At 70.6% G+C, this 24195-nt stretch carries 28 protein-coding genes; 16 read left to right on the top strand and 12 right to left on the bottom strand.

Annotated features, from left to right (window positions below):
* Positions 1-55: 55 nt before the first annotated feature.
* From AB0L64_RS22555 to AB0L64_RS22545, 3 genes are read left to right on the top strand one after another with little or no spacing between them, the layout of a single operon-like run.
* A complete protein-coding gene (locus AB0L64_RS22555; RefSeq protein ID WP_363712893.1) occupies positions 56-1246 on the top strand; it encodes an NAD(P)H-binding protein in 1191 nt (396 codons plus the stop codon).
* 27 nt (positions 1247-1273) lie between these two features.
* Entirely contained in the window at positions 1274-1495 is a 222-nt protein-coding gene (locus tag AB0L64_RS22550; protein ID WP_363712891.1) for a ribbon-helix-helix protein, CopG family, read from the top strand.
* Positions 1492-1917 carry a PIN domain nuclease gene (locus tag AB0L64_RS22545; RefSeq protein WP_363712889.1) on the top strand — a complete coding sequence of 142 codons (426 nt, stop codon included), beginning with the start codon at positions 1492-1494 and terminating at the stop codon, positions 1915-1917. The genes AB0L64_RS22550 and AB0L64_RS22545 overlap by 4 nt, the downstream gene beginning before the upstream one ends.
* Here AB0L64_RS22545 and AB0L64_RS22540 read toward each other — a convergent pair.
* The 4 genes from AB0L64_RS22540 to AB0L64_RS22525 all read right to left on the bottom strand — a co-directional run bounded on the left by AB0L64_RS22540 (position 1908) and on the right by AB0L64_RS22525 (position 5176).
* Positions 1908-2771 carry a GNAT family N-acetyltransferase gene (locus AB0L64_RS22540; RefSeq protein ID WP_363712887.1) on the bottom strand — a complete coding sequence of 288 codons (864 nt, stop codon included), beginning with the start codon at positions 2769-2771 and terminating at the stop codon, positions 1908-1910. The genes AB0L64_RS22545 and AB0L64_RS22540 overlap by 10 nt on opposite strands.
* A 65-nt stretch (positions 2772-2836) precedes the next feature.
* Positions 2837-3772, bottom strand: a complete 936-nt coding sequence (locus AB0L64_RS22535) for an NADH-quinone oxidoreductase subunit C (protein ID WP_363712885.1) — start codon at positions 3770-3772, stop codon at positions 2837-2839.
* Complete coding sequence (locus AB0L64_RS22530; protein ID WP_355482292.1) at positions 3769-4326, bottom strand: NADH-quinone oxidoreductase subunit B family protein; 558 nt, start codon at positions 4324-4326, stop codon at positions 3769-3771. Before AB0L64_RS22530 ends, AB0L64_RS22535 begins: the two co-directional genes overlap by 4 nt.
* A gap of 4 nt (positions 4327-4330) precedes the next feature.
* Positions 4331-5176, bottom strand: coding sequence for an alpha/beta hydrolase (locus tag AB0L64_RS22525; RefSeq protein ID WP_363712883.1), 846 nt, complete (start codon positions 5174-5176; stop codon positions 4331-4333).
* An 80-nt stretch (positions 5177-5256) separates the two neighbouring features.
* Between AB0L64_RS22525 and AB0L64_RS22520 the strand changes: the two genes are divergently transcribed.
* From AB0L64_RS22520 to AB0L64_RS22490, 7 genes are all read left to right on the top strand, one after another.
* Positions 5257-6708, top strand: a complete 1452-nt coding sequence (locus AB0L64_RS22520) for a cytosine permease (protein ID WP_359941025.1) — start codon at positions 5257-5259, stop codon at positions 6706-6708.
* Complete coding sequence (locus AB0L64_RS22515; RefSeq protein WP_363712881.1) at positions 6708-7223, top strand: cysteine hydrolase; 516 nt, start codon at positions 6708-6710, stop codon at positions 7221-7223. The genes AB0L64_RS22520 and AB0L64_RS22515 overlap by 1 nt, the downstream gene beginning before the upstream one ends.
* Complete coding sequence (locus AB0L64_RS22510) at positions 7220-7930, top strand: GntR family transcriptional regulator (protein WP_363712879.1); 711 nt, start codon at positions 7220-7222, stop codon at positions 7928-7930. The genes AB0L64_RS22515 and AB0L64_RS22510 overlap by 4 nt, the downstream gene beginning before the upstream one ends.
* A gap of 116 nt (positions 7931-8046) precedes the next feature.
* Positions 8047-8205 carry a hypothetical protein gene (locus AB0L64_RS22505; RefSeq protein ID WP_363712877.1) on the top strand — a complete coding sequence of 53 codons (159 nt, stop codon included), beginning with the start codon at positions 8047-8049 and terminating at the stop codon, positions 8203-8205.
* 217 nt (positions 8206-8422) lie between these two features.
* Positions 8423-8551 carry a hypothetical protein gene (locus tag AB0L64_RS22500; protein ID WP_363712875.1) on the top strand — a complete coding sequence of 43 codons (129 nt, stop codon included), beginning with the start codon at positions 8423-8425 and terminating at the stop codon, positions 8549-8551.
* Positions 8552-8564: 13 nt separating this feature from the next.
* Complete coding sequence (locus AB0L64_RS22495; RefSeq protein WP_363712873.1) at positions 8565-8726, top strand: hypothetical protein; 162 nt, start codon at positions 8565-8567, stop codon at positions 8724-8726.
* A gap of 113 nt (positions 8727-8839) precedes the next feature.
* A complete protein-coding gene (locus AB0L64_RS22490; protein WP_363712871.1) occupies positions 8840-11758 on the top strand; it encodes an AAA family ATPase in 2919 nt (972 codons plus the stop codon).
* An 18-nt stretch (positions 11759-11776) separates the two neighbouring features.
* Here the strand turns inward: AB0L64_RS22490 and AB0L64_RS22485 are convergent, their stop codons facing one another.
* Positions 11777-11998: a hypothetical protein gene (locus AB0L64_RS22485; RefSeq protein ID WP_359941007.1), complete on the bottom strand. Its 222-nt coding sequence runs from the start codon at positions 11996-11998 to the stop codon at positions 11777-11779.
* Between the two features lie 218 nt (positions 11999-12216).
* Here AB0L64_RS22485 and AB0L64_RS22480 point away from each other — a divergent pair, with 218 nt between their 5' ends.
* Positions 12217-13116, top strand: coding sequence for an ornithine cyclodeaminase family protein (locus AB0L64_RS22480; protein WP_363712869.1), 900 nt, complete (start codon positions 12217-12219; stop codon positions 13114-13116).
* A gap of 94 nt (positions 13117-13210) precedes the next feature.
* On the opposite strand, the gene AB0L64_RS22475 is transcribed toward AB0L64_RS22480, so the two are convergent.
* Both AB0L64_RS22475 and AB0L64_RS22470 read right to left on the bottom strand, forming a co-directional pair.
* The gene (locus AB0L64_RS22475; protein ID WP_355694408.1) at positions 13211-13567 is read right to left on the bottom strand and encodes an NADH-quinone oxidoreductase subunit A; all 357 of its coding nucleotides are present in this window, start codon (positions 13565-13567) and stop codon (positions 13211-13213) included.
* A 10-nt stretch (positions 13568-13577) separates the two neighbouring features.
* The gene (locus tag AB0L64_RS22470) at positions 13578-14342 is read right to left on the bottom strand and encodes a hypothetical protein (RefSeq protein ID WP_363712867.1); all 765 of its coding nucleotides are present in this window, start codon (positions 14340-14342) and stop codon (positions 13578-13580) included.
* A gap of 262 nt (positions 14343-14604) precedes the next feature.
* Here AB0L64_RS22470 and AB0L64_RS22465 point away from each other — a divergent pair, with 262 nt between their 5' ends.
* The 3 genes from AB0L64_RS22465 (at position 14605) to AB0L64_RS22455 (ending at position 18261) form a co-directional block, all read left to right on the top strand.
* Complete coding sequence (locus AB0L64_RS22465; RefSeq protein WP_363712865.1) at positions 14605-16590, top strand: 2-oxoacid:acceptor oxidoreductase subunit alpha; 1986 nt, start codon at positions 14605-14607, stop codon at positions 16588-16590.
* Positions 16587-17666, top strand: coding sequence for a 2-oxoacid:ferredoxin oxidoreductase subunit beta (locus AB0L64_RS22460; protein WP_363712863.1), 1080 nt, complete (start codon positions 16587-16589; stop codon positions 17664-17666). The genes AB0L64_RS22465 and AB0L64_RS22460 overlap by 4 nt, the downstream gene beginning before the upstream one ends.
* A 67-nt stretch (positions 17667-17733) precedes the next feature.
* Positions 17734-18261 (top strand): hypothetical protein, encoded by a 528-nt coding sequence (locus AB0L64_RS22455; protein ID WP_363712861.1) that lies wholly within the window; start codon positions 17734-17736, stop codon positions 18259-18261.
* Here AB0L64_RS22455 and AB0L64_RS22450 read toward each other — a convergent pair.
* Genes AB0L64_RS22450 through AB0L64_RS22435 form a run of 4 tightly spaced genes read right to left on the bottom strand, consistent with a single transcriptional unit; the run spans position 18255 to position 20717 of the window.
* Complete coding sequence (locus tag AB0L64_RS22450) at positions 18255-18908, bottom strand: HAD family hydrolase (protein ID WP_363712859.1); 654 nt, start codon at positions 18906-18908, stop codon at positions 18255-18257. The two genes, AB0L64_RS22455 and AB0L64_RS22450, sit on opposite strands and share 7 nt — an antisense overlap.
* Complete coding sequence (locus AB0L64_RS22445) at positions 18905-19285, bottom strand: type II toxin-antitoxin system VapC family toxin (protein ID WP_363712858.1); 381 nt, start codon at positions 19283-19285, stop codon at positions 18905-18907. Before AB0L64_RS22445 ends, AB0L64_RS22450 begins: the two co-directional genes overlap by 4 nt.
* A complete protein-coding gene (locus tag AB0L64_RS22440; RefSeq protein ID WP_363712856.1) occupies positions 19282-19533 on the bottom strand; it encodes a type II toxin-antitoxin system prevent-host-death family antitoxin in 252 nt (83 codons plus the stop codon). The genes AB0L64_RS22445 and AB0L64_RS22440 overlap by 4 nt, the downstream gene beginning before the upstream one ends.
* A gap of 32 nt (positions 19534-19565) precedes the next feature.
* Positions 19566-20717: an alpha-hydroxy-acid oxidizing protein gene (locus AB0L64_RS22435; RefSeq protein WP_363712854.1), complete on the bottom strand. Its 1152-nt coding sequence runs from the start codon at positions 20715-20717 to the stop codon at positions 19566-19568.
* 70 nt (positions 20718-20787) lie between these two features.
* Between AB0L64_RS22435 and AB0L64_RS22430 the strand changes: the two genes are divergently transcribed.
* Both AB0L64_RS22430 and AB0L64_RS22425 read left to right on the top strand, forming a co-directional pair.
* Positions 20788-21981 carry an MFS transporter gene (locus tag AB0L64_RS22430; protein ID WP_363712853.1) on the top strand — a complete coding sequence of 398 codons (1194 nt, stop codon included), beginning with the start codon at positions 20788-20790 and terminating at the stop codon, positions 21979-21981.
* A 35-nt stretch (positions 21982-22016) separates the two neighbouring features.
* Complete coding sequence (locus AB0L64_RS22425; protein WP_363712851.1) at positions 22017-23264, top strand: DUF445 domain-containing protein; 1248 nt, start codon at positions 22017-22019, stop codon at positions 23262-23264.
* Positions 23265-23341: 77 nt separating this feature from the next.
* On the opposite strand, the gene AB0L64_RS22420 is transcribed toward AB0L64_RS22425, so the two are convergent.
* Complete coding sequence (locus tag AB0L64_RS22420; protein ID WP_359940971.1) at positions 23342-24088, bottom strand: D-Ala-D-Ala carboxypeptidase family metallohydrolase; 747 nt, start codon at positions 24086-24088, stop codon at positions 23342-23344.
* Between the last annotated feature and the right edge of the window lie 107 nt (positions 24089-24195).

Here is a 24195-nt window from a genome sequence, read left to right as displayed (position 1 = left end):
AGCCTAGTGCGTCCGGCTTGACCTCAACCAACGTTCAGGTCCGAGGGTGGGTCGCATGACCACGATTCTTGTCACCGGAGCCACCGGCCGCGTCGGCCGCCATGTCGTCGACGGGCTGCGCGCCGCGGGCGTGACCGTCCGGGCCCTCGTCCGGACGCCGGACCTCGCCGGTTTCCCGCCGGACGTCGAACTGATCCAGGGCGACATCCACGACCCCACCGCCGTACGCCGGGCCGCGGCCGACGTGGAGGCTGCCTTCCTGCTCTGGCCGTCGTTCAGCGCCGACGGGGCCGCGGACGTGATCGGCGAACTGCCTCGGCGCGTCGTCTACCTGTCCTCGCTGAGCGCGCCGTCCGGCGGAGTGTGGGGCGACGTCGAGCAGTTGTTGAGGGACGCCGGCAAGGAGTGGACGTTCGTCCGGCCGGGCGGGTTCGCGGTGAACGCGCAGGGCTGGGCGGATGCGTTCCGCACCGACGACGTCGTCCGGGTCGCGTCCCCCGAGGCGGGCCGGTCGTTGATCCACGAGCGGGACATCGCCGCGGTCGCCGTACTCACGATCCTGGACGACCGGCACATCGGCCAGACCTACGACCTCACCGGCCCCGAGGTCCTGACCCAGGCCGAGCAGATCCGGACCATCGCGCGGGCGATCGGCAAGGACATGCGGGTCGAGGCGCTGACCGACGCGGAGGCACGGCAGGCGATGCTCGACCTCGGCGCCGACCCGATCCTCGCCGAGAGCTCGGTCGCCTACTGGGCCTCGCTCGTCGACAACCCCGAGCCGGTCACCACCACCGTCGCCGAACTCACCGGCCGCCCCGCCCTGACCTTCGCCGAATGGGCCGCCGAACACGCCGCCGAGTTCCGGGTCCTGTCCACGGCCGAGGTCGCGCAGCGGTACGTCGACGCGCTGTCCGCCGGCCGCCTCGACCGGGCCGTCGCGCTCACCGCACCGGAGGTCGTCCGCGTCGCACCACTCGAGAGCGGCGGCGAAGAGGTCGAGATCAAAGGCACCGACGCCATCCTCGAGAACGCCCGCCGCCTGAACGCCGACATCGAGTACCTCGGCGTCGACGTCGTCGGCCCGCTCCTCCTCGACAACCACTTCGCGATCCGCTTCACCTTCGACCAACTCGACGTCCGCACCGGCACCCGCTCCCGAACCACCAAACTGTCCCTGTGCACGGTCGACGCCGGCCGAATCACCCGCGAGGAAGTCTTCTACTACACCCCGCCACGCCGTTGATATCATTAGATATCAAATGAGAGGCGCATGAGCGACGTACTGATTCGCGACGTACCTGACGACGTGCTCGCGGTGATCGACAAGCGAGCAGCCAGCCAGGGGTTGTCCAGGAGCGAATATCTGCGCCGGCAACTCAGCCAGGAAGCCGCGCGCTCAGAGGTCGTCGTGACTGTCGCCGATCTGGAGCGATTGGCGGAACTGGTCCGCGACGTGGAGGACCCTGACGTCATGGCTCAGGCCTGGTCGTGACACCGACCACCGACGCCCGCCGCTGGCTGATCGACAAGTCGGCCGTGGTGCGCCTGGACAAGACTCCCGACCGAGACGAATGGGCTAACCGCATCAACCGAGGGCTGGTACGCATTACCACTGTGACCTTGCTCGAGCTCGGTTTCTCAGCGCGATCTGCGGAGGAACATCGCTCATTCCTGCACCAGCCGTCGATCGCCGCGATGCCGATAGAGAACGTGACGCCCGCCATCGAACGTCGCGCCGTCGTCGTGCAGTCGCAGCTCGCTTCCGCGGGTCAGCATCGGGCACCCTCGGTGGCGGACCTGTTGATCGCTGCCACAGCCGAGCAGACCGGCCTTGTCCTCCTCCACCTGGACAATGACCTCGAACTCATCGCCAATCTCACCGGCCAGCCGACGGAGCGACTCGCTCAGGCTTGACCGAGGGGGAGTTGAAGCCAGCCGCCGATGTCGTGGCGGCCGGCGGTGAGGGCTGCGGTGCGGGCGGACTGGTTGGCGTGGTGGATGGTGCCGACGAGGATGCGGGTGGGGTCGGGGAGGGCCTGGGCGAGGAGGGTGCTCAGGTGCGGGCCGTAGCCGTGGCCGCGGTGTTCGGGGGCGAGGACCAGTTCGCGGACGACGTACGCCGGGAGGCCGAGGGCGTCGTCGGGCTTGATCACGGCGGCGGCGTACCCGGCCCACTCGTCGTGCACCGTGACGTCGAACAGGAGTCCCTCGTCCGCGGCGTCCTGCAGGTCGTCGTGGTCCTGGAGGATCGCTTGCTCGGCGTGGTCCGGGTGGTCGGCGTCGACCGCGGCGTACGCGCGGCGGGCCTCGTCGTAGTGGTCGACGGTTTTCGCCGGGCGAAGCGCGAGGCCGGGCGGTACGTCGTGCGGGCGGAGCTCGCGGATCGGCGCGGCGAGGAAGCGGCGGTCGGGGACGGTGCCGTCGACGTCGGGGGCCGCGCTCCACAGGCGGACGTACAGCGGGTGATGGATGCCGTAGTACTCCTGGGCGGCCGCGGCCAGGGCGGGCAGGTCGGGCGGCTGTGGCGAGCGGCTCATCGGGGTCGCGTCGACGAACGGTCTGGCGGGGTCGAGGTTCTCGAAGCGCATGCTGAACATCGCGTGCAGGTCGTTGCCGACGGCAACCCACCGGTTGAGCATCGACTCGGCAGGTTTGCCGGGCGCCAGGCGGTGAGCGCGCTGAGCCGCGATGTCCAGGTCCTCGGCGAGCAGGATGTCGAGCGCCGCATGCTCCTCCGCAAGAATCGCGAGCCGCCGCGCATCATCCACCCACGCGCGAGTAAGCGGATGCTGCCGCTCCAACGTCCACCGAGCCAGCTCCTCAGCCGAAGGAATCACGAGGACTCGCCCGACTGCCCGTCCCCATCCCCAGAGTCACGAGCCGACCCAGCAGGCGGAGGCGGGGAGGCGGGTGGTGCCGAGTCCGCGGGTGGGCCCGAGTCCGCGGCCGGAGCGGCGCCTGCAGGCGGAGCTGCCTGCGCGGGTGGGGCCGCGGCGGCAGGCGGGGGCGGGGAGGCGGGCCGACCGGTGTCGGCGGGTGGGGCTGCGGCCGCGGGCGGAGCCGGGTCACCAGTTGGGGCCGTGGGGGGTGGGGTTTGGCGGCGGGTTCGGCGTTCGGTGCCGGGGGTGGCTCGGCGGGGGCGGGCGGGGGTGGCGGCGGCTTCGGCGGGGGCCAGGGGGTCGGGGGCGGGGGAACCCGGTGGGCGCGGGCCCCAGGTTTCGGGGTCGGGGACGCCGGGGGGCAGGGTCCGGCGGCGGCTGGGGGCGCCGGCGGGGGCGTGGTCGGACTCGCCGGGCTCCTTGGCGCCCGGCCACGGCTTCGCGACCCGCGACGCGAGCACGAACTCCTTGCGCAGCGGGTGTCCCTCGAACTCGTCCGGCAGCAGCAGCGTGGTCAGGTTCGGATGCCCGTCGAAGGCGATCCCGAACATCTCGTACGTCTCCCGCTCGTGCCAGTTCGCCCCAGCGTACAACTCCGACAGCGACGGCAGGACGGCGTTGTCGCGCGGCACCAGGGTCCGCACCAGGACGTGGTCGACATGCGCTCCGCCCCAGAAGTCCGCGAGGTGCGTCACCACCCGGAACCCGTCCTTGAGCTCGTCGGACGCGCTCAGGAAGTCGAAGAACGTGAGACCGACCGCATCCCGCAGGACCTCGTGCGCCGCGACCCACGCTTCCGCCGGTACGTCGATCGCGGTCGGGCCGAAGCTGTCCGCCGCCGTCGCGGCGATCCCGGCGCTCGTCAGCGCCTCGAGTGCGTCGGCGCTCAAGGCTGCACCAGCCCCCGCGTCAGCGCCGCCGCGGACGGCTCGTCGTACCGCGAGGTCACGTTCTCGCCGGCGATCTTCTCCTGCAGCTTGAGGATGCCCTGCAGCAACGCCTCCGGCCGCGGCGGGCAGCCGGGCACGTACACGTCGACGGGGATGATCTGGTCGACGCCTTTCGTCACGCAGTACGAGTCCCAGTACGGGCCGCCCGAGTTCGAGCAGGAGCCGAAGGAGATCACGTACTTCGGCTCCGGCATCTGGTCGTAGAGCCGCTTGATCGCCGGCGCCATCTTGTCGGTCACGGTGCCCGACACGACCATCAGGTCGGCCTGCCGCGGACCGGGCGCGAACGGGATCACCCCGAGCCGGATGAAGTCGTGCCGGCCCATCGACGCCGCGATGAACTCGATCGCGCAGCACGCCAGCCCGAAGTTGAACACCCAGAGCGAGTACTTCCGGCCCCAGTTCAGCAGGTACCGGACCGGCTGCGGGGCGAGCTTCGCCAACGCACCCACCGCCGGCCGCACGGTCGGCATCCCCAGCTCGATCTCGGCCATGTCGTCAGCCTAGTCCGACAATCTCTTCCGCGAGGATTTCCGGGTACTCCAGCGGCGCGTAGTGCCCGACGCCGTCGACCAGGCGGAGCCGGACGTCGCTGAAGAAGTCGTCGAGCCGGTCGGACCACTGGCGCGGGAACAGCGGGTCGAACTCCGGCCACAGCACCACGGTCGGTACGGCGATCCGGTCGTACGACGGGGGTGCGGTCTCGGCCGCCGACACGGCCACCGACCCGGCGCCCGCCCGGTACCAGTTGAGCGAGGCGGTGAACGCCCCCGGCGCCGAGTACACCGACACCAGATGCTCCAGGTCCGGCTGGAAGACCGGCCCGGACCAGTGCGTCCAGAAGTGCGTCAGATAGGACCGCACCGCGTCTTCGCGACCGTCGATCAACTCCTCGATCACGGGCAGCCGATGGAACGCCTGGTACCAGAACTCCGCCTGCGCGTGCTCGGAGAACACCCGCTTCCCGATCCCCGGCAGCGGCGGCGCGACCACCATTCCTTCCACCAGGCCGGGCCGGTTCCGCGCGATGCCCTGCGCGATCCGGCTGCCGATGTCGTACCCGGCGAACACCGGGCGCTCCAGCCCGAGCTCCTCGACCAGCGCGACGACGCTGCGGGCCTGCGCGTCGACGCCGTACTGCGTGACGTCGGACGACAGCCCGCTCGTCGCGCCGAACCCGCGCAGGTCCGGCACCACCACCTCGAGCCCGCGCTCGACCAGCATCGGCGCGAGCAACCGGTAGTCCGTCCGGTCGCCCGGCCAGCCGTGCAGGAGGACGACCGCGGGACCTTCGCCCGCGCGGTCGTAGGCGAGCCGGAAACCGTCCACCGCTTCGCTCAGCATGCGCCCCATTGTTGACCATGCCACCGGCCGGGCCTACCGTCGTTTGAACAGGACTGAACAGGTCCATCGAAGGAGCCGAGATGACCGACCAGGTCGAGGTGCAGCAGTCCCGTGCGCTCGCGGTGGAGAGCAACGGGTTGAACGTGATCGCGGACGCCGACCGGAAGGGACGGCCGAGCCAGCTGTTCTGGCCGTGGTTCGGCGCCAACGTGTCGGTGCTCGGACTGAGCTACGGCGCGTTCGCACTCGGGTTCGGGATCTCGTTCTGGCAGGCGGTGGTGGCCGGCCTGATCGGGGTGGTGTTCTCGTTCCTGCTCTGCGGGTTGATCGCGCTCGCCGGAAAACGCGGTTCGGCGCCGACCATGGTGCTCAGCCGGGCCGCGTTCGGGGTCCGCGGAAACAAGATTCCGTCGCTCGTCTCCTGGCTGCTGACGGTCGGCTGGGAGACCGTGCTGACGATCCTCGCGACGCTCGCGACCGCCACCGTGTTCGAGCGGCTCGGCTGGGGCGGCGGCTCGGTGACCAAGGTGGTCGCGCTGATCGTCGTCGGCCTGCTGACGGTGGCCTGCGGCGTGCTCGGCTTCGACCTGATCATGCGGGCCCAGACGGTGATCACGATCGTGACCGGCGTGCTCACGGTCGTCTACATCGTCCTGGTCGCGGACCAGATCCACTGGAACACGGTTTCTGCGCTGCCGAGCGGGTCCGCGCAGGCGGTGATCGGCGCCCTGGTGTTCCTGATGACGGGCTTCGGGCTCGGCTGGGTGAACGCGGCCGCGGACTACTCGCGCTACCTCCCGCGGCGGTCGTCGAGCCGCGGCGTGGTCGGCTGGACCACGTTCGGCGGGTCGCTGGCTCCGGTCGTCCTGCTGGTGTTCGGTCTGCTGCTGGCGGGATCGTCGGAGGAGCTGAGCAAGGCGATCGCCGCCGACCCGATCGGGGCGCTGGCCGAGGCGTTGCCGACCTGGTTCCTGGTCCCGTTCGTGATCGTCGCGGTGCTCGGACTGGTCGGCGGCGCCGTGCTGGACATCTACTCGTCGGGCCTTGCGCTGCTGTCGCTCGGGCTGCCGGTGAAGCGGTACGTCGCGGCGTTCATCGACGGTGTCGTGATGATCGCGGGGACCGTGTACGTGGTGTTCTACGGCGGCGAGTTCCTCGGCGAGTTCCAGGGCTTCCTGATCACGCTCGGCGTACCGATCGCGGCGTGGTGCGGGATCATGCTCGCCGACATCGCGTCCCGGCGGCGCGACTACGCCGAGGACGACCTGTACCGGCCGGCCGGGCGCTACGGCGACGTCCGGTGGCTGCCGGTGCTGACGATGCTCGTTGCCACCGGCATCGGGTGGGGCCTCGTCACGAACACGCTGGCGTCGTGGCTGACCTGGCAGGGCTACCTGCTCGGAACCTTCGGCCTCGGCGGCAAGGAAGGCGCGTGGGCCTACGCGAACCTCGGCGTCCTGGTGGCGCTGGTGCTCGGCTTCGTCGTGCAGTGGTTCGGCGGACGACCCGCCGTACGGCGGCAGGAGGCCTGATGGTGCTGGCCCTGATCGACTTGCAGCGGATCTTCGCGGACCCCGCGTCCGGCTGGGCGGCGCCGGATTTCCGGCGGGTCGTCGAGCCGACGCGGGAGCTGATCAGGCTCTTCTCTCCCGACGTGGTGTTCACCCGGTTCGTCGCGCCGCAGCGGCCGACCGGGGCGTGGGTCGGCTACTACGAGGAGTTTCCGTTCGCCCTGCAGCCGCCGGACGCGGACGACTACCAGCTGGTCGACGAGTTCAAGGGCGCTCCGACGCTCGACAAGACCACGTTCGGGGCCTGGGGCCCCGAGCTGGCGGCGAAGGCGGACGGACGGCTCGTCCTGGCCGGGGTGTCCACCGACTGCTGCGTGATCAGTACGGCGCTTTCCGCGGTGGACGCCGGCGTTCGGGTCCAGGTCGTCGAGGAGGCCTGCGCCGGGTCGACCGCGGAGAATCATGCGAAGGCGATCGACGTGATGCGGCTGTACGCGCCGATGCTGGAGATCGTGAGCGTGGAGCAGTTGCGATGATCCGGCGGGTCTCCCTGAAGCACGAGCGGATCGCGCGGGTGCTCGCGCGGGAGATCAAGTCCGGCGTCGTACGGCGCGGCGCCCAGCTGCCCGGCGAGGTCGAGCTGGCGAAGCGGTTCTCGGTCAGCCGGAACACGATCCGCGCGGCCCTCGCCGTCCTCGCCGACGACGAGCTGATCGCGACCCGCACCGGCAAGGGCTCGTACGTGCTGTTCGACGGCCGGCCGCTGGACGGGCGGCTCGGATGGACGCACGCGCTGTCCGAGCAGGGCGTCGAGACCCGGATGCGGACGGTCCGGATCGAGCTCGAGGACGATCCCGCGCTGGCCGCCCGGCTGGGGCTGGAGTCGTCGCAGGTCGTGGTGATCGAGCGGGTCCGGCAGCTCACCGACGGTACGGCGATCTCGCTCGAACGCAGCCGGATCCCGGCCCTCGAGGCGCTGCGGGACCTGCCCGAACGCGGCCTCGACAACGGCTCGATCAGCGTCACGCTGAACCGCGCCGGCCTGTACCTCGACCACTGCGAACAACGCCTCCGCGGCCGCCCCCTCACGCCGGTGGAAGCCGGCCACCTGGCCCGCCCCGACGGCACCTGGTTCCTGCACACCACCCGCACCAGCTGGACCGCCGCCGACCAGTTCGCCGAGTACGCCGACGAGCTCCTCGACCCCGAGCACTACGAACTGAGCCTCACCTACCGCACCTGAAGGGCCGGCCGCGGGTGCCTAGGGAGTTGGTTGCCCGAGGCATAGGGAGTTGTGCTGATGTGGGTGGCTGCCTCAGGCGCGCACTGTTCTCGGACAGACAGCAGCCGGAGGAGAGCATGTTCACTTACTCGACCGACGCGGTACGAGCGGAGATGGCGTACCGCCAGGACCGGATCCGCCGCGACTTCCAGCGCCCGTTCTGGTTCCAACGCAAGCGTGCACCGCAACCGCCCCAGCCCTGCGCGCCCGAACTGCGGGCCCGTCCCGCGATGTGACCGCACGATCACCGCCCCAGGCCCCTTCCCCCCAAGGCGCGGCCGGCTCTCCGGAGCCGGCCGCGCCACTGTCTTTCCGGGGGTCCTAGGACCCCCTCAGACGCCCTAAGGGCGGGCTGCTCGCGTGGATAGGGAGGACTTCCGATGTGCGGGTCCTCCTCAGACGAGCAGATTTACCTCTGTCGGCAGGCAGCCGGCACAGACAACGGAGGAACACATGTACACGAACGCAGCGGTCAAGGCCGAGGTCGACTACCGCAGGGAGCGCCTCGCCCGTGACTTCCGGCAGACCCGGAGCACCCGGAGCCGCCGGACCATCAGCCACCTGTTCGGCCGGAAAGCCTGAAGGGAGGACAACCATGTTGACGATTCCGATCACCCCCGACGCCATGAAGGCGGAGTCCGAGTACCGGCTGGAGCGCGCCAAGCGTGACTTCCGGCTCGCGAGCCGGAAGTCGCGCCCGGCGAAGGGCTCCCAGCCCGAGCCGCGGCACGCCCTGCGACCCCGTCCGGCCGCATGACCGCCGAAACCGCCGTCCCTGAGCGAGAAATCGCGATCAGGGACGGCGTTTCTGCGACTGGGAGACACCCGCGGACGGGATGCCGTCGATTTGTGTCGGCGCCAGGGGCGAAAATGGACGACGTGCCCTGGAATTCGACACCTCTCGTCGGCCGCTCGACCGAGATGGCCGCCCTGCTGAGCGCCGTGGACGACGCCAAGACGCGTCGGGCCGGCGCCGTTGTGCTGTCCGGTGACGCCGGCGTCGGCAAGACCCGGCTGCTGGACGAGGTGGCCACCGGCGCGCACGAGCGCGGGTTCGGCGTGCTCGTCGGGCACTGCACCGACTTCGGCGACGCCGGCCTGCCGTACCAGCCGTTCTCGGAGATCTTCGGCCGGCTGGCCGGTGACCGCCCCGACCTCGTCGAGGGCGTCCTGCGGAACTTCCCGGCGATCGGCCGGCTGCTGCCCGCGCACCGCCTGCTGAGCGCCCAGCCGGCGCCGCAGGAGGGCCAGCTCGACCGCGCCGCGCTGTTCGACGCCGTCCTCGGCGCGTTCACCGCGCTCGCCACCAGTGAGCCGCAGCTGGTGATCATCGAGGACGCGCACTGGGCCGACGACTCGACCCGGGACCTGATCGGTTTCCTGATCACCCGGCTGACCTCGCAGCGGCTGGCGCTCGTGGTGTCGTACCGCAGCGACGACCTGCACCGCCGGCACCCGCTGCGCCGCCCGATCGCCGAGTGGTCCCGCAACCCCCGCGTCCGCCGGGTGAACCTGCTCCCCCTCGACGCCGACGAGGCCCGCACCCTGCTGCACTCGCTGCTCAGGAGCCCGCTGCCGCCGGTCGAGGAGCGCCGGATCCTCGAGCGTGCGGGCGGCAACGCGTTCTTCACCGAGGAGCTGGCCGCCGCGGCTTCGATGGGCGACGGCGACGTCGTGCCGCCTGATCTCGCCGACCTGTTGCTCGTCCGCCTGGATCCGCTGTCCGACGACGCCCGCCAGGTCGCGCGGGTGATCGCGGTCGCCGGCCGCCGGGTCCCGCACACGCTGCTGACCGCGGTCGCCGACCTCCCCGACCGCGAGCTCGACGAGGCGCTGCGCGAGCTGATCGACGCGCACATCATCGACCAGCCCACCAGCGATCGGTACTACTTCCGCCACGCCCTCCTCGCCGAGGCGGTGTACGACGACCTGCTGCCGGGTGAGCGCGTCCGCCTGCACTCGGCGTACGTGCAGGCGCTGAAGGACCAGACCGTCGCCGGTACGGCGGCCGAGCTCGCGGGGCACGCCACGCGCTCGCACAACCTGCCGGTCGCGTTCGAGGCCCGGGTCCGGGCGGGCGAGGAGGCCATCTCGGTGGCCGCGCCGCAGGACGCGCTGAAGCACTACGAGCTCGCCCTGGAGCTGTTCCCGAACCGGGCGCCCGACCACGCGATCGACAAGACGTCGCTGATCGTCTCGACCGCGACCGCGGCGACCTTGTCGTCGCAGCACCTGCGCGCGGTGAAGATCCTCCGCAAGGCGCTCGCCGACCTGCCGCCGGACGCCCCGAAGCTGGAGCGGGCGCAGCTGCTGCTGCCGCTGGCCGACATCGCCCTGGTCATCGACCAGGACCAGGAGGCCAACGAAGCCATCACGCAGGCCCTCAAACTCGTCCAGGACGAGCCGGCCAGCGTGTTCAAGGCGCAGGTCGCGTCGTTGTACGCCAGGGTGTCCGACGCGCTCGGCCGTCCGATGGAGGCGGAGCGCTGGGCGCACAAGGCGCTCGAGATCGCCCGCGACGCCGGTCAGGAGTCCGCGGCCAGCGACGCCGGGATCACGCTGGCGCAGCTGCGTCGCCGGGCCGGTGACCCGGAGACCGCCGTGAAGCAGCTCGAGGAGGCCGCCGTCCGGGCGCAGCTCATCGGCGACCCCGCCGCGGAGGTGCGCAGCCGGTTCCTGGTCGGGTCGACGCACTACGACCAGGGCGACCTGCTGAACGCGAAAGCCGCGCTGTCGTTCGCGGCGAAGCGGGCCGGTGAGCTCGGGCGCCAGTGGGCGGCGTACGGGTTCGACGCGCGCCGGATGCTGGCGCTGACCCAGTTCACGCTCGGCGAGTGGGACGCGGCGGCGGCGACCGCCCGGACCGACGCGATGACGCCGGCGGCGGCCGCAGCAGCGCTGCGGGCGGTGGAGTTCTCGGTCCGCGGCGGGCGCGGCGACACCGCGGTCGCGGAGGAGTTCGAGCTGTCCCGGAAGTGGTGGGACCTCGACGTGATGCTGCCGATCATCGGGCTGCAGCCGGCCGTCGACGCCTACCGCGTGCTCGACAAGCCGGCCGAGGCCGAGAAGCTGATCGCCGATGTGTCCGCGCTGTGCGCCGACGTGTTCCAGACCGAGTGGTTCCTCGGCCGGATCCGGTTCTCGACGCTCGGGCTGCAGCTGCTGTGTCACCGCGCGGTCAGCGAGCCGACGGCCGCGGCGGAGCTGGTCGCGCGCGGTGCGGAGCTGGTGTCAACCGGGCAGACGACCGCGGAGAAGGGCCTGCCGCCAGGGCGCCTGATGGGCGTCGAAGGGCTCGCCTGGCTGGCGCGGCTGGAGTCGGAGTGGGACCGGCTGCGCTGGCTGGCAGGGATCGACGCGCCGACGCCGGAGGAGCACGTCGCCTCCTGGCAGCGCACCACGGAAGCCTTCGGCTACGGGTATGTCTTCGAGCAGGCGTGGTCACGGATCCGGCTGTCGGCCGCTCTCCGCGCCGCGGGCCGGGTCGGCGAGGCGAACGAGCAGACCGCGCTGGCGGCCGAGGTCGGGCGCGAGCTGACCTCGCGCCCGCTCCTGGAGGAGGCCGGCGGCGTCGACACCGGCGTCGCGAGTGCGCTGACGTCGCGCGAGACCGAGGTACTGCGGCTGCTCGCCGAGGGCCGCACCAACCGGCAGCTGGCCCGCGAGCTGTACATCTCGGAGAAGACGGTCAGCGTGCACGTCTCGAACATCCTCGCCAAGCTCGGCGTTCGCTCCCGCACGGAAGCCGCCGCTGTGGCCCGCCGCGACGGGTTGCTCGGCGACGACTGAGCGAGGACCCGCCGCGGGTCAGCCGTGGCTGCGGCGGCGGTCGGGCTGGGGATGCAGGTGGCGGGCCCGGGCGCGGGCCAGCTCGTCACCGGCAGGTGCCGGTTCGGCGGGCGCCGGTGTGGGTCGGTCGAGTTCGGTGATGTCGTCGAAGACCTGGCGGGCGTGCCGCATCCGCGCTGCGGCCAGGAGCACAAGTCCGGCCGCAGCCAGGGCTATCAGCACCCACAGTTGCCACGACATAGCCTCACCGCCACGTGTTCGCCCCGTTCCCCCGAGTAATCACCATAGCTCCGATATCGGCGGTTGGCGACCGGCTGTACGCATTCCGTTGACACCGCTGCTTGAAACTCACGTTTTGTTGCATCAGGCAATCACAAACGGTGATCGGGCAACGAGGTGATCGCCTGGATCGCCGATTACTCTCAGTGACTCACGAGGGGAGGAATATGCTCGGGCCGGTGAGAGTGCTCTCTGCTGACGACGTCCGCCGGGCCGTGCCGATGAGCGCGGCGATCGACGCCGTGCGGGACGCGTTCCGCGAGCTCGCGGCCGGGAACTTCGTGCTGCCGCCGCGGCAGATCTTCGGCGACGGCGCGGTGCTGGTGATGTCGGCGTACCACTCCCCGACCGGGACCGCGGTGGTGAAGAAGATCGGGATCGCGCTGGACCAGGTGCCGGCGATCCGGGCGACGCTGATCTGGACCGGGCGCGGCGAGCAGCTGGTCGCGGACGGCAGCTCGATCACCACGCTGCGGACCGGCGCGGTCGTCGGCGTCGCGACCGATCTGCTCGCACCGGCCGACGCGACCCGCCTGACCGTGATCGGGTCCGGCGCGCAGGCACCGGATCAGGTCCGCGCGGTGCTCGCCGTCCGCCCGATCGCCGACGTCACCGTCACCGGCCGCTCGGCCGGCCGCGCCGAGGCTCTGGCGCGGGAGCTCGCGGGCGAATTCCCCGCCGTACGGTTCACGTCGAGCACGGACGTCGACGTCGCGGTCGCCGACGCGCACGTCATCTGCTGCGCGACCTCGTCCAGCACACCGCTCTTCGCCGCCGACGCCCTGCCCGCCACCGTCCACGTCAACGCGATCGGCGCCTTCCGCCCCAGCATGCGCGAACTCCCCCGCGAGCTCCTGGCCTGCGCCAGCACCGTCCTCGTCGACCAGCGCGAAGCCGCCCTCGAAGAGTCCGGCGAAGTCATCGACGCCGTCCGCGCAGGCAGCATCACCACCGACGACCTGGTCGAGCTCGGCCCCGCCCTCGCCGATCCGCCGGCGCCGTCGGGCCGCACGGTCTTCAAGTCCGTCGGCGTCGGTTGCCAGGACTGGGCGATCGCGGCCGCCCTCGCCGGACGGTAGACGGTAGGCGCGGATCCGCAGCCCATCACAATGCGCCGCACCCGGCAGACCCGAGCGTGGCCGCGGGGCCGATTGTGATGGCCTGGCGATCCGCTCAGGTCCAGCGCAGGACGCCCTTGCGGTAGGCGTACAGCAGGCCGACCGCGACGAAGGCGAGGAAGACGAACATCTCGATCAGCGTCGCGAAGCCGAGGGCGGCGAAGATGGTGGCCCACGGGAACAGGTAGATCGCGTCCACGGCGAAGATCACGTACAGGTACGCGAACAGGTAGTACCGGATGTGGACCTGGGCCCAGCCTTCGCCGACCGGGTCGACGCCCGACTCGTACGTCTTCAGCTTGCCCTCGGTCGGATACGTGACCGTCAGCGCCTTGTTCAGCGCGAAAGCGCCGAGCAGCCCGACGAGGCCGAGCGCGACCACCGCGGCGATGACGCCATAGCTGTCCGACACGGGCAGCAGTCTAGTTCGTGCAGAGCAGTAGGGAGTCGACGGCGACGTACGGGCCGTAGCCGGAGCGGATGTCGGCGACCTGCAGCCTCAACCGCGTCACGCCGGAGATGTCGTGGTTGAGCCACGTCTCGGTCTCCTGCTGCATCCGGACCGAGGTCAGCGCCGTCGTTCCGTTGTGCAGCGACACCCGGACCAGCCCGTCGGTGAGGTTGCCGAGCCAGTTCCGCGAGTACCGGCAGCCGGTCGAGTCGACCTCGCCCCAGACGTACCCGCCCTGGTTCGCGAGCAGGTCGGCCTCGGCCCGCCGCGGCCCTTCGGCCGGCGGTACGACGGTGAACTGCGGCTGCCCCGCCCCGCCGGCCCGCGCCAGGCCTTTCTTGAACAGGCCCCGCCAGACGTAGTGCTTGAAGCTGATCATCGGCGAGATCGCCGCGGCGTACGGCGCCTGCGGGCCGATCGCGATCCGGTACGTGCGGACCGAGCCGGGCTGCACCGTGGTGATCGTCACGCTGCCGCCCGACGAGTACCCGTGCGCGACCTCCTGCCAGCGCTTCAGCGACGGGATCCACTGGTGCAGCGGGATCCTGGTCCCGGTGGCGGGCGCCGGCGACAGCGTGCCGACGACGGTGATCACGCCCTTGGTCGCGTCCGTCGTCCGGATGCTGTAGATCTTCGCGGTCCGCGCGGGCGAGGTGGACGCACGCTGCGCCGAAGCGAGCGGGACGGCGCAGCCCAGCAGGAGCAGAGACAGCAGTCCGATCAGCACACGGCGCATGAAGCAACTCCCTGAGGTCACAGCTAGATGACGACACACTGCCGTTTCTCACTCCGGATCGCAAGCGAGCGCTTGCGCACGGTGATGCGCCGCCGCTACCGCACGGTCCCGCCTTTTAACACCGTGTCCCAGGCTGTGGACCACCGGGGCTTCCGCATGGTTCCGTTCTAAGGGCGAACTAATATTGGGGTTATCGCCCTGGACTGGGGGGATCGATCTGTCGTCCACGAAACGGCGGACCGACCCAAGCTTCGACTTGGAGATGAACAGAACAGTGACCATCGAGGTCAAGCAGCTCGACCGCGTGGTGATCCGCTTCGCCGGCGACTCCGGCGACGGGATGCAGCTCACGGGGGACAGGTTCACAGCGGAAACGGCATCGTTCGGCAATGATCTGTCGACGTTGCCCAACTTCCCAGCAGAGATCCGGGCACCAGCCGGGACCCTGCCGGGCGTCAGCTCCTTCCAACTCCACTTCGCCGATCACGACATCCTCACGCCGGGTGACGCACCCGACGTGCTGATCGCGATGAACCCGGCGGCGCTGAAGGCGAACCTCAAGGACGTGCCGCGCGGCGCGACCCTGATCGTCGACACCGCGGACTTCACCGCGCGGAACCTGAAGCGGATCGGGTACGACGAGAACCCGCTGGAGACTGGCGAGCTCGACGCCTACCACGTGATCGCGCTCAATCTCACCGGCATGACGGTGGAGTCGGTCAAGGAGTTCGGCCTGACCCGCAAGGACGCGTCCCGGGCGAAGAACATGTATGCGCTCGGCCTGGTGTCCTGGCTGTTCCAGCGGCCGGTCGAGTCGACGATCACGTTCCTGGAGACGAAGTTCGCGGGCAAGCCGGACATCCGGGACGCGAACATCGCGGCGTTCCGCGCGGGCTACAACTTCGGGGAGACCGCCGAGGAGTTCTCGGTCCGGTACGAAGTGAAGCCGGCCAGCATGCCGACCGGCACGTACCGCAACATCTCCGGCAACCTCGCGCTGGCGTACGGCCTCGTGGCGGGCGCCCAGCGGGCCGGGCTGCCGCTCGTCCTCGGTGCGTACCCGATCACCCCGGCCTCCGATGTCCTGCACGAGCTGTCGAAGCTCAAGCGGTTCAACGTCACGACGATCCAGGCCGAGGACGAGATCGCCGGTGTCGGCGCCGCCCTGGGCGCGTCGTTCGGCGGGGCGCTCGGCGTCACCACGTCGTCCGGCCCGGGCATCAGCCTGAAGTCCGAGACGATCGGCCTCGGCGTGATGCTCGAGCTGCCGCTGGTGGTCTGCGACATCCAGCGCGCCGGCCCCTCGACCGGTATGCCGACCAAGACCGAGCAGGCCGACCTGCTGCAGGTGATGTTCGGCCGCAACGGCGAGGCGCCGCTGCCGGTGCTCGCCGCCCAGTCCCCGGCGGACTGCTTCGCGATCGCGATCGAGGCCGCCCGGATCGCGATCACCTATCGCACGCCGGTGATCGTGCTGTCCGACGGCTACCTGGCCAACGGCTCCGAGCCGTGGCAGATCCCGGCCGTCGACGAGCTGCCCGCGATCGAGCCGAACTTCACCCTCGAGCCGAACGCGACCGGCGACGACGGCGCCGCGAAGTACCTCCCCTACCTGCGCGACCCGGAGACCCTCGCCCGAGCGTGGGCGGTGCCGGGGACACCGGGTCTGGACCACCGGATCGGCGGTCTGGAGAAGGAGGACAAGACCGGGAACATCTCCTACGACCCGGCCAACCACGACCTGATGATCCGCACCCGGCAGGCGAAGGTGGACGCGGTCGCGCGGTCGATCCCGCCGGTCGAGGTCGACGACCCGGACGGTACGGCGAAGGTCCTGGTGCTCGGGTGGGGTTCGACGTACGGCCCGATCGGCGCCGGGGTGCGCCGGGTCCGCCGGGTCGGCGGCAAGGTCGCGCAGGCGCACCTGCGGCACCTGAACCCGTTCCCGGAGAACCTCGGCGACGTGCTGAGGTCGTACGACAAGGTCCTGGTCCCGGAGATGAACCTCGGCCAGCTGGCGCTGCTGCTGCGCTCGAAGTACCTGGTCGACGTGGTCTCCTACGCGCAGGTCCGCGGGATGCCGCTCGGCGCCGCGGAGCTGGCCGAGGTGATCGGCAACCTGGTCGAGGAGACCGCGGGCATCGACGACGACGCCCGCCACCTGGGGGCGGCCGCGGCTGCCGTCAAGCACGGCGAGGCACTGGCCGACCAGAACGGCCACGGCCACCTGAAGGAGGGAGCACGATGAGCACCGTCGAGCTCGGCATGCCGAGCCTGCCGAACGGTCTGCGCGGCGTCCCGGCCGCGACCGAGCCGCAGAACCGCAAGGAGTACGTGTCGGACCAGGAGGTCCGCTGGTGCCCCGGCTGCGGTGACTACGCGGTCCTCGCGGCCTTCCAGGGCTTCCTGCCCGAGCTGGGGATCAAGCGCGAGAACGTCGCGATCGTCTCCGGTATCGGCTGCTCGTCGCGGTTCCCGTACTACCTGTCGACGTACGGCATGCACTCGATCCACGGCCGCGCGCCGGCGATCGCGACCGGCCTGGCGACGGCCCGCCCGGACCTGAGCGTGTGGGTGGTGACCGGTGACGGCGACGCGCTGTCGATCGGCGGCAACCACCTGATCCACACGCTCCGGCGGAACGTGAACCTGAAGATCCTGCTGTTCAACAACCGGATCTACGGCCTCACCAAGGGTCAGTACTCGCCGACGTCGGAGCCGGGCAAGGTGACGAAGTCGACGCCGATGGGGTCGGTGGACAACCCGTTCAACCCGGTGTCGCTGGCGCTCGGCGCGGAGGCGACCTTCGTGGCGCGCACGGTCGACTCCGACCGCAAGCACCTGACCTCGGTCCTGCGGGCCGCGGCCGAGCACCGCGGCACGGCGTTCGTGGAGATCTACCAGAACTGCCCGATCTTCAACGACAACGCGTTCGAGGCGTTCAAGGACCCGGAGACCCGCGACGACGCGATCATCCCGCTGGTGCACGGTGAGCCGATCCGGTTCGGCACCGACGGCCGGCTCGGTGTGGTCCGCGACGGGTTCGCGTCGCTGGCGGTGAAGGAGATCGCCGACCTGCCGAACGGCGAGGCCGACCTGGTCGTGCACGACGCCCACACCGAGGACCCGGCGTACGCGTTCGCCCTGTCCCGCCTCACCGACGGCGGCGTGCTGCACCGCGCGCCGGTCGGCGTGTTCCGCTCCGTCGAGCATCCGGCGTACGACGACATGGTCCGCCAGCAGATCAGCACCGCCCAGGAAGCCCAGGGCCCCGGCGATCTGCAGGCGCTCGTCACCGGCTCGGACACCTGGACCGTGAACTGATCGTCGCTCGAAACACGCGGACGGCGTCACGCTGGTCGTGACCCGTTCGCGTGGCAGGTTGACCGCCATGGCGGAGAGCGAACCGATCCAGCAGACAGTGCACTTCGGCCGGTCGATCAGCGGCAGCGAGGTCGTCCAGGCGGTCCGGGACGCCTGCAACGCGCGGGACCGGGACAAGCCCGTGTACGGCGGTCAGGACTTCTTCTCCGACCGGCCCGCACGTCCGGGTGATCCCGTCCGGATCGGCCAGAAGTCGATGGATCCGGCGCGGAACCTCGTGGTGAAACCGGCCGGCGGTCCGGACGAGGTCTTCCGGCCGGACGCGTCCTACGATGCGGCCGTGGTCGTCCGGCACGACCTCCCGGGGACCCGGTGGGCGGTCCGCTTCTACCCGGACCAGGAGATCGCCGCGGTGGCGGACTTCGCGGAGCGGCTGTCGCGACACCTTCCGGCCGAACGGCAGGCGGACGCCGGGCCGGCGTACGACGCGGCGTACCCCTCGCCGACCGGCGCGGTCACCAACCGGCCGGCCACGCGACCGGCGGCCTCCGCCTGGCGGAAGTCGTCACCGGGCACCGACTCGCGCGGCTACTGACGACCGACGAGCTGGGTGAGGGTGGCGCCCGCCGCACGGTCGAGATGGTGTGCACTCAGCCCGGCGGCCCGCGCTGCGATCACATCCAGCTCCAGGTGGTCGCCGATCATCAGCGTCTCTCCCGGCTCGACGCCCAGCGCCTCACAAACACGCTGGTACGCCAAGGGATCGGGCTTGCTGACACCGAGCGCCTCCGACGTGCAGACCACGTCGATCAGGTCGGCCAGCCCGATCGCCGCCAACTTCGCGTTCTGCTGCCTGGTGCTTCCGTTCGTGAGCACGCCGACCCGCCATCCGTTGCTGCGGGCAACTTCTAGCGCGGGGCGCGCGTCCGGGTACGCGATCCAGTTGTTCGTGTACTGCGTCAGGTACCCAGTGAACACCTCGTCCAGCTCGGCATCGGTCACCGGGACCGGCAGCCCGAGCACCGGCAGGAACGCGCGGAGTCGCCCGCGCCGCTGGCCCTGGTGCGTGAGCTCCCCGGCCAGGAAGCGGTTGAACTGGTCCTCCTCGATCACGAACCACTCGGCGATCAGCTCGTCCGTCGGCGTGATCCCGAGCTCCGTCACCCAACTGCGCAGACCCGCCACGGCACACCCCGTGTGATCGAACAGGGTGTTGTCCAGGTCGAATACAACCGCCTTCACAGGCCGACGACCTCCACAAGGTCACCAAGGCCGGTGAAGTCCTTGGGGTTGCGCGTGTACAGGACGGCCTCGTGCGTGGCCGCCGTGGCAGCGATCACGAGATCGAACGCACGGGCCCTCGGCCGGTGGCCGGCTGCGGCGACCGTCGCCGCGAAGGAACCATAGGTGCGCGCGACCGCATCGGTGACCGGCAGCGCTTCGAATGCCCGCTCGATACCGGCAAGGCGGCGCAGCCGGCCCGCACGGATCTCCGGCGATCGAGCGACCAGAACACCGAAGTGCAGTTCAGCCAGACTGATGGTGCTGATCGCGAACTCCGCCTCAACAGGCTCATCAAGCCCCTCGATCAGGACGCTGGTATCGAGCAGCACCCTCACCGCTTCGGCTCCCACGGGTCGCCCAAGTTCTGATCGACCAACTCCCGGTCGGTCGCCCAATCCTCGTCGGTGCGTGGACGCAGCACGTCGGCGACCTCGTCATACCGCCGCCAGTGGTCGCGTCCCGGCGGGCCGAGCACAGCAGCCGGACGGCCCGACACCGTGATCAGCAGGTGCTCACCGGATTCGGCGCGACGCACCAGATCACTCGCGTGTTGTCGCAGCTCGCGCAGTCCCAAAGCATCCATATCCCCAGGATAGCACTTGTGCTACCTCTTGGTCAGGCGCGGACGATCGCGTCGCGGTTGAGCTCGCGGTGGTTCGCGTAGCCGGACAACGCCAGCGTCAGGTCGAGTTCGGCCAGGAAACACCGCAGTACATGCTCGACGCCCGCCTGCCCGGCCAACGCGAGGCCGTAGAGCAGCGGACGGCCGAGCAGGACCGCCTTGGCGCCCAGGGCGAGTGCCTTGGCCGCGTCGGCACCCGTGCGGACGCCGGAGTCGAAGAGGATCGTCAGCTGTTCACCGACCGCGTCCGCGATCGCCGGCAGCGCGTCCAGTGCCGCGATCGCGCCGTCGACCTGGCGGCCGCCGTGGTTCGAGACCACGACGCCGTCCATGCCGTGCTCGGCCGCGAGCTTGGCGTCCTCGACGTGGGTGATGCCCTTCAGCACGATCGGCCCGTCCCAGTTGTCGCGCAGGAACGACAGGTCGTCCCAGGACAGTCCGACGTTCGGGAACATCTGCGCCCAGTGCATCACCGCGGCGCCGGCGTCCTCGTCGATCGGCTTGGCCAGCTTCGCCCGGAAGGCCGGGTCGCTGAAGTAGTTCGCCAGCCCCTCGCCCTTCAGGAACGGCAGGAACCCGCGGTCCAGGTCGGCCGGCCGCCAGCCGATCGTCCCGGTGTCGAGCGTGACCACCAGGACGGCGTACCCCGCGGCTTTGGCGCGCTGCAGGAAACTCAGGCAGACGTCCCGGTCGGTCGGGTAGTAGAGCTGGAACCACTTGTTCGACGCCTCGATCTGCTCGATCGCGTGACTCGCCTGCGTCGAGTGCGTGTAGGTGAGGCCGAGGGTGTCGGCGGCGCGGGCGGTCGCCAGTTCGCCGTCCGGGTGCGCGAGCGTCTGGACACCGATCGGCGCGACCAGCACCGGCGCCGGCATCGACGTCCCGAGGATCCGGCAGGACAGATCGCGGTCGGTGCTGCCGCGGAGCATCCGCGGCACCAGGCGCCAGCGGTCGAACGCGGCCCGGTTCGCCCACGCGGTGGAGCCTTCGCCGGCGCTCGGCACGATGTACCCCATCGCCTCGGCCGGCAGCTTCCCGGCGGCCTGCGACTCCAGCCGCGCCAGGTCGGTCGTGATCTCCGGCGTCACCCCCTGCAGCATTCCCTGCAGGTAGATCTGCAACTGGTAGTCCCCGAAGTTGGCCATGCCGGATGCTTTCACAACGCCATCACATCCGTCAGCAGCGTGTTTGCGACAATCAGGTGTGAAAAGTTCAGTGGCTCCTGACGAGCGCACGGCGCGGCACGTCAACCTGGCGTTGTTCGCGCTGGCGACCGGCGGCTTCGCGATCGGGACCACCGAGTTCGTCACGATGGGGCTGCTGCCGCAGATCGCCGACGGCGTCCAGATCGCGATCCCGACGGCCGGGCACGTCGTCTCGGCGTACGCGCTGGGTGTCGTGGTCGGCGCCCCGCTGATCGCGGCGCTCGGCGCGCGGACCGGACGGAAACGGTTGCTGCTCGGGCTGATGGCGGTCTTCGTGGCCGGCAACGTGCTGTCGTCGGTTGCCTCGAGCTACGAGTTCCTGATGGCCGCGCGGTTCCTGTCCGGCCTGCCGCACGGCGCGTTCTTCGGCATCGGCGCGGTGGTCGGCGCGTCGATGGTGCCGCCGGGCCGGCGAGCGCGCGCGGTGTCGATGACGATGGTCGGACTCCCGGTCGCCAACATCATCGGCGTACCGGTCACGACCCTGCTCGGCCAGCGATTCGGGTGGCAGGTGCCGTTTCTCGCGGTCGGCGTCCTCGGGCTGCTGACGCTGGTCGCGGTCTGGTTCTGGGTGCCGCCGCAGCCGGTCGGGAGCGACGTGAACGTGCGCAGCGAGCTCAGCGCACTGGCCCGGCCGCAGGTGTGGATGGCGTTGCTGGTCGGGATGGTCGGCTTCGGCGGCATGTTCGCGACGTACTCGTACATCACGCCGACGATGACGGAACTGTCCGGTTTCTCCGTGTCCGCGGTGACGATCGTGCTCGGCGTGTACGGCGTCGGCATGACGGTCGGCACCGTCCTCGGCGGCCGACTGGCCGACCGCTCACTGATGGGCAGCGTGTACGGCGGGCTGGTCGCGGTGGCCGTCGTACTCGGAACGTTCGGCTGGCTCGCGCAGAGCAAGCCGGGGGCGCTGGTCGCGGTGTTCGCCCTGGGTTGCTCGGCGAGCATCCTGGTGCCCGCGCTGCAGACCCGCCTGATGGACGTCGCGCACGAGGGCCAGTCGCTGGCCGCGTCGCTGAACCACTCCACGCTCAACATCGCCAACGCGCTCGGCGCCTGGCTCGGCGGCGTCGTCCTCGCCGCCGGCTACGGCTACGAATGGCCGAGCCGCCTGGGCGCCGGCCTCGCACTGGCCGGCCTCGCCCTGGCAGCGATCTCGGGGCTGATGGAACGGCGGGGGTCGACTCAGGTACTTGCCTGAGGGTTTCGTCACCGCTGACTTGGTTAGATCAAGGTATGGCGACCTTGACGTTGGGCGCCGCCGATCTGGTACGGCGGCGCGGGCTGCGGCGGATGCGCTCGGTGGCATTGTCGCTGCTGGTGCTGGCCGCGGCGATCTATGTGGCGACCCTGCACCGCGAGGGTGGCTGGGCCTACCTGAACGCGGCGGCCGAGGCGGCGATGGTGGGTGCGCTGGCGGACTGGTTCGCGGTGACCGCGCTGTTCCGGCACCCGCTCGGGCTGCCGATCCCGCACACCGCGATCGTGCCGACCCGCAAGGACAGCCTGGCGGAAAGTCTCGAGCAGTTCGTGACGGAAAACTTCCTGTCCGAGGACGTCGTTTCGGAAAAGATGCGCACGGCGGCGGTCAGCCGGCGGGCCGGTGAGTGGCTGGCCGCGGGGAACCACGCCGAGCGGATCGTGGCCGAGGGCGCGCGGACGGTCGGGGCGGCGCTGCCGAAGCTCGGCGACGAGGACGTGACAGCCTTCGTCCGCGGGTCGTTGCTGCCGCGGTTCGTGAAAGAGCCGTTGAGCCCGATCGCCGGCCACTTCGTGGAGTCGGTGGTGAAGGACGGCGCCCATCACGCGCTGTTCGACCTGCTGCTCGTGGAGGCGTACGACTGGCTGGCCGCCAACCGTGACCTGCTGGCCGACGTCGTGGGGCCGCGGGCGCCGCGCTGGTCGCCGCAGTGGGTCGACCGGCTGGTCATCGACCGGATCCACCGCGAGGCGCTCGCATGGCTGGCCGACGTCCGGGACAACCAGTCGCACGCGGCGCGGCGCGCGGTCGACCGGCTGCTCGGGCAACTGGCCGACGACCTGCAGCACGACCCGGACACGATGGCGCGGTTCGAGGCGTGGAAGGCGCGGATGCTGACGCACCCGGACATGGGCTCGAGCCTGGCCGCCGTCTGGGACGCGATGCGCACGGCGCTGATCGACGCGATCAACGACCCGGACAGCACCCTCCGGGCCCGGGCGATCCGGGCGTTGCAGGACCTCGGCAAGCGGCTGCAGGACGACGAGGGGCTGCGCGCGAAGGTCGACGCCCGGGCGAGCGAAGCCGTCGGGTACGTCGTGCGCACGTACGGCCGCGAGATCGTCTCGGTCATCTCCGACACCATCGAGCGCTGGGACGGCCGCGAGGCCGCCGCCCGCATCGAGCTGCACGTCGGCCGCGACCTGCAGTTCATCCGCATCAACGGCACCGTGGTCGGCGCCCTCGTCGGCCTCACCATCCACACCGTGAGCCAGCTGCTGTGAACCTGACGGCTGGGAGCGGCCGGCCGCGGCGGTAGCGTTTGGGCTACCGCCGCTGACCGGCTTCGGGGACCGTCGGCCTAGATGCCGCAGTTCGGGGCGCTCCAGCTGTTGGAGGTGCGGATGTCGACGTGGGTGTGGTCGTTGTGGCCGGGGTAGCCGGGGCCGAAGATGCCGCCGAAGCCGTGGTAGCGGGCCTGCTTGGCGAGCGTGCAGAACGACGGGCTGCCGACCAGGTCGGCGGACCGGCCGTAGAGGTGCTGGCTGTCGCTGGCGCCACCGACCTGGCTGTTGCACGAGTAGCTGCGGAAACCGCTGCTGATGCTGAGCGGCTGGTCGCCGAGCGCGTGCCGCATCGCCTCCAGATGCCACATCGTCTCGAGCGCGTTGGCCCTGGTCGCCGCCTCGGACAGCGGACCCCCGTCGTACCCGGATCCGCCGCAGCCGTCGTCGAGCTCGGCGTAGGTGAAGTGGATCGGCGTGCAGTCGTCGTCCTGCAGCGCGTAGATCTTGCTGAACGTGGCGGATCCGGCGACGCCGTCCTGGGCCAGCCCGTACGCCGCCTGGAAGCGCTGGACGGCGGCCTTCGTGGCCGGGCCGAACTCGCCGTCGATCGCCAGGTGCGCGCCGTACCCGGGATACCCGGACACGCGGATCTGCAGCTGCCGCACGTCGGTGCCGGACATGCCCTGGCTGAGCGTGCGGCCCCACGTGTAACAGCCGTCGGCGTGCGCGACGGTCGCGGAAACGACCTGCGACGCGGTCAGCGTCGCCAGGAACAACAGGAGGACGGCCAGTAAGCGCGGTAACGGCCTGGTCAGGGACATCGGACACCTCCGGGGCGGTGAAGGAACCTGTCCCGGACAGCATTCCGTCACTTTCCGCCGTTTGACCAGTACTCGGCGGAACTTTCCGCCAAACTGCCGGGCAACTT

Origin of the sequence: Kribbella sp. NPDC051936 (assembly GCF_040680955.1) — a bacterium.
Lineage (GTDB): Bacteria > Actinomycetota > Actinomycetes > Propionibacteriales > Kribbellaceae > Kribbella.
Note: the sequence above shows the minus strand (reverse complement) of the source record. Positions and strands in the feature narration are given on the sequence as shown.

Excerpts from the sequence above, each read along its gene's own strand:
- AB0L64_RS22500 (WP_363712875.1), top strand. The coding sequence starts at position 8,423 with ATGTACACGAACGCAGCGGTCAAGGCCGAGGTCGACTACCGCAGGGAG.
- AB0L64_RS22555 (WP_363712893.1), top strand. The coding sequence starts at position 56 with ATGACCACGATTCTTGTCACCGGAGCCACCGGCCGCGTCGGCCGCCAT.
- AB0L64_RS22520 (WP_359941025.1), top strand. The coding sequence starts at position 5,257 with ATGACCGACCAGGTCGAGGTGCAGCAGTCCCGTGCGCTCGCGGTGGAG.
- AB0L64_RS22490 (WP_363712871.1), top strand. The coding sequence starts at position 8,840 with ATGGACGACGTGCCCTGGAATTCGACACCTCTCGTCGGCCGCTCGACC.
- AB0L64_RS22550 (WP_363712891.1), top strand. The coding sequence starts at position 1,274 with ATGAGCGACGTACTGATTCGCGACGTACCTGACGACGTGCTCGCGGTG.
- AB0L64_RS22420 (WP_359940971.1), bottom strand. The coding sequence starts at position 24,088 with ATGTCCCTGACCAGGCCGTTACCGCGCTTACTGGCCGTCCTCCTGTTG.
- AB0L64_RS22425 (WP_363712851.1), top strand. The coding sequence starts at position 22,017 with ATGGCGACCTTGACGTTGGGCGCCGCCGATCTGGTACGGCGGCGCGGG.
- AB0L64_RS22470 (WP_363712867.1), bottom strand. The coding sequence starts at position 14,342 with ATGCGCCGTGTGCTGATCGGACTGCTGTCTCTGCTCCTGCTGGGCTGC.
- AB0L64_RS22440 (WP_363712856.1), bottom strand. The coding sequence starts at position 19,533 with ATGGATGCTTTGGGACTGCGCGAGCTGCGACAACACGCGAGTGATCTG.
- AB0L64_RS22530 (WP_355482292.1), bottom strand. The coding sequence starts at position 4,326 with ATGGCCGAGATCGAGCTGGGGATGCCGACCGTGCGGCCGGCGGTGGGT.
- AB0L64_RS22435 (WP_363712854.1), bottom strand. The coding sequence starts at position 20,717 with ATGGCCAACTTCGGGGACTACCAGTTGCAGATCTACCTGCAGGGAATG.
- AB0L64_RS22505 (WP_363712877.1), top strand. The coding sequence starts at position 8,047 with ATGTTCACTTACTCGACCGACGCGGTACGAGCGGAGATGGCGTACCGC.
- AB0L64_RS22515 (WP_363712881.1), top strand. The coding sequence starts at position 6,708 with ATGGTGCTGGCCCTGATCGACTTGCAGCGGATCTTCGCGGACCCCGCG.
- AB0L64_RS22455 (WP_363712861.1), top strand. The coding sequence starts at position 17,734 with ATGGCGGAGAGCGAACCGATCCAGCAGACAGTGCACTTCGGCCGGTCG.
- AB0L64_RS22525 (WP_363712883.1), bottom strand. The coding sequence starts at position 5,176 with ATGCTGAGCGAAGCGGTGGACGGTTTCCGGCTCGCCTACGACCGCGCG.
- AB0L64_RS22465 (WP_363712865.1), top strand. The coding sequence starts at position 14,605 with ATGAACAGAACAGTGACCATCGAGGTCAAGCAGCTCGACCGCGTGGTG.
- AB0L64_RS22485 (WP_359941007.1), bottom strand. The coding sequence starts at position 11,998 with ATGTCGTGGCAACTGTGGGTGCTGATAGCCCTGGCTGCGGCCGGACTT.
- AB0L64_RS22495 (WP_363712873.1), top strand. The coding sequence starts at position 8,565 with ATGTTGACGATTCCGATCACCCCCGACGCCATGAAGGCGGAGTCCGAG.
- AB0L64_RS22510 (WP_363712879.1), top strand. The coding sequence starts at position 7,220 with ATGATCCGGCGGGTCTCCCTGAAGCACGAGCGGATCGCGCGGGTGCTC.
- AB0L64_RS22460 (WP_363712863.1), top strand. The coding sequence starts at position 16,587 with ATGAGCACCGTCGAGCTCGGCATGCCGAGCCTGCCGAACGGTCTGCGC.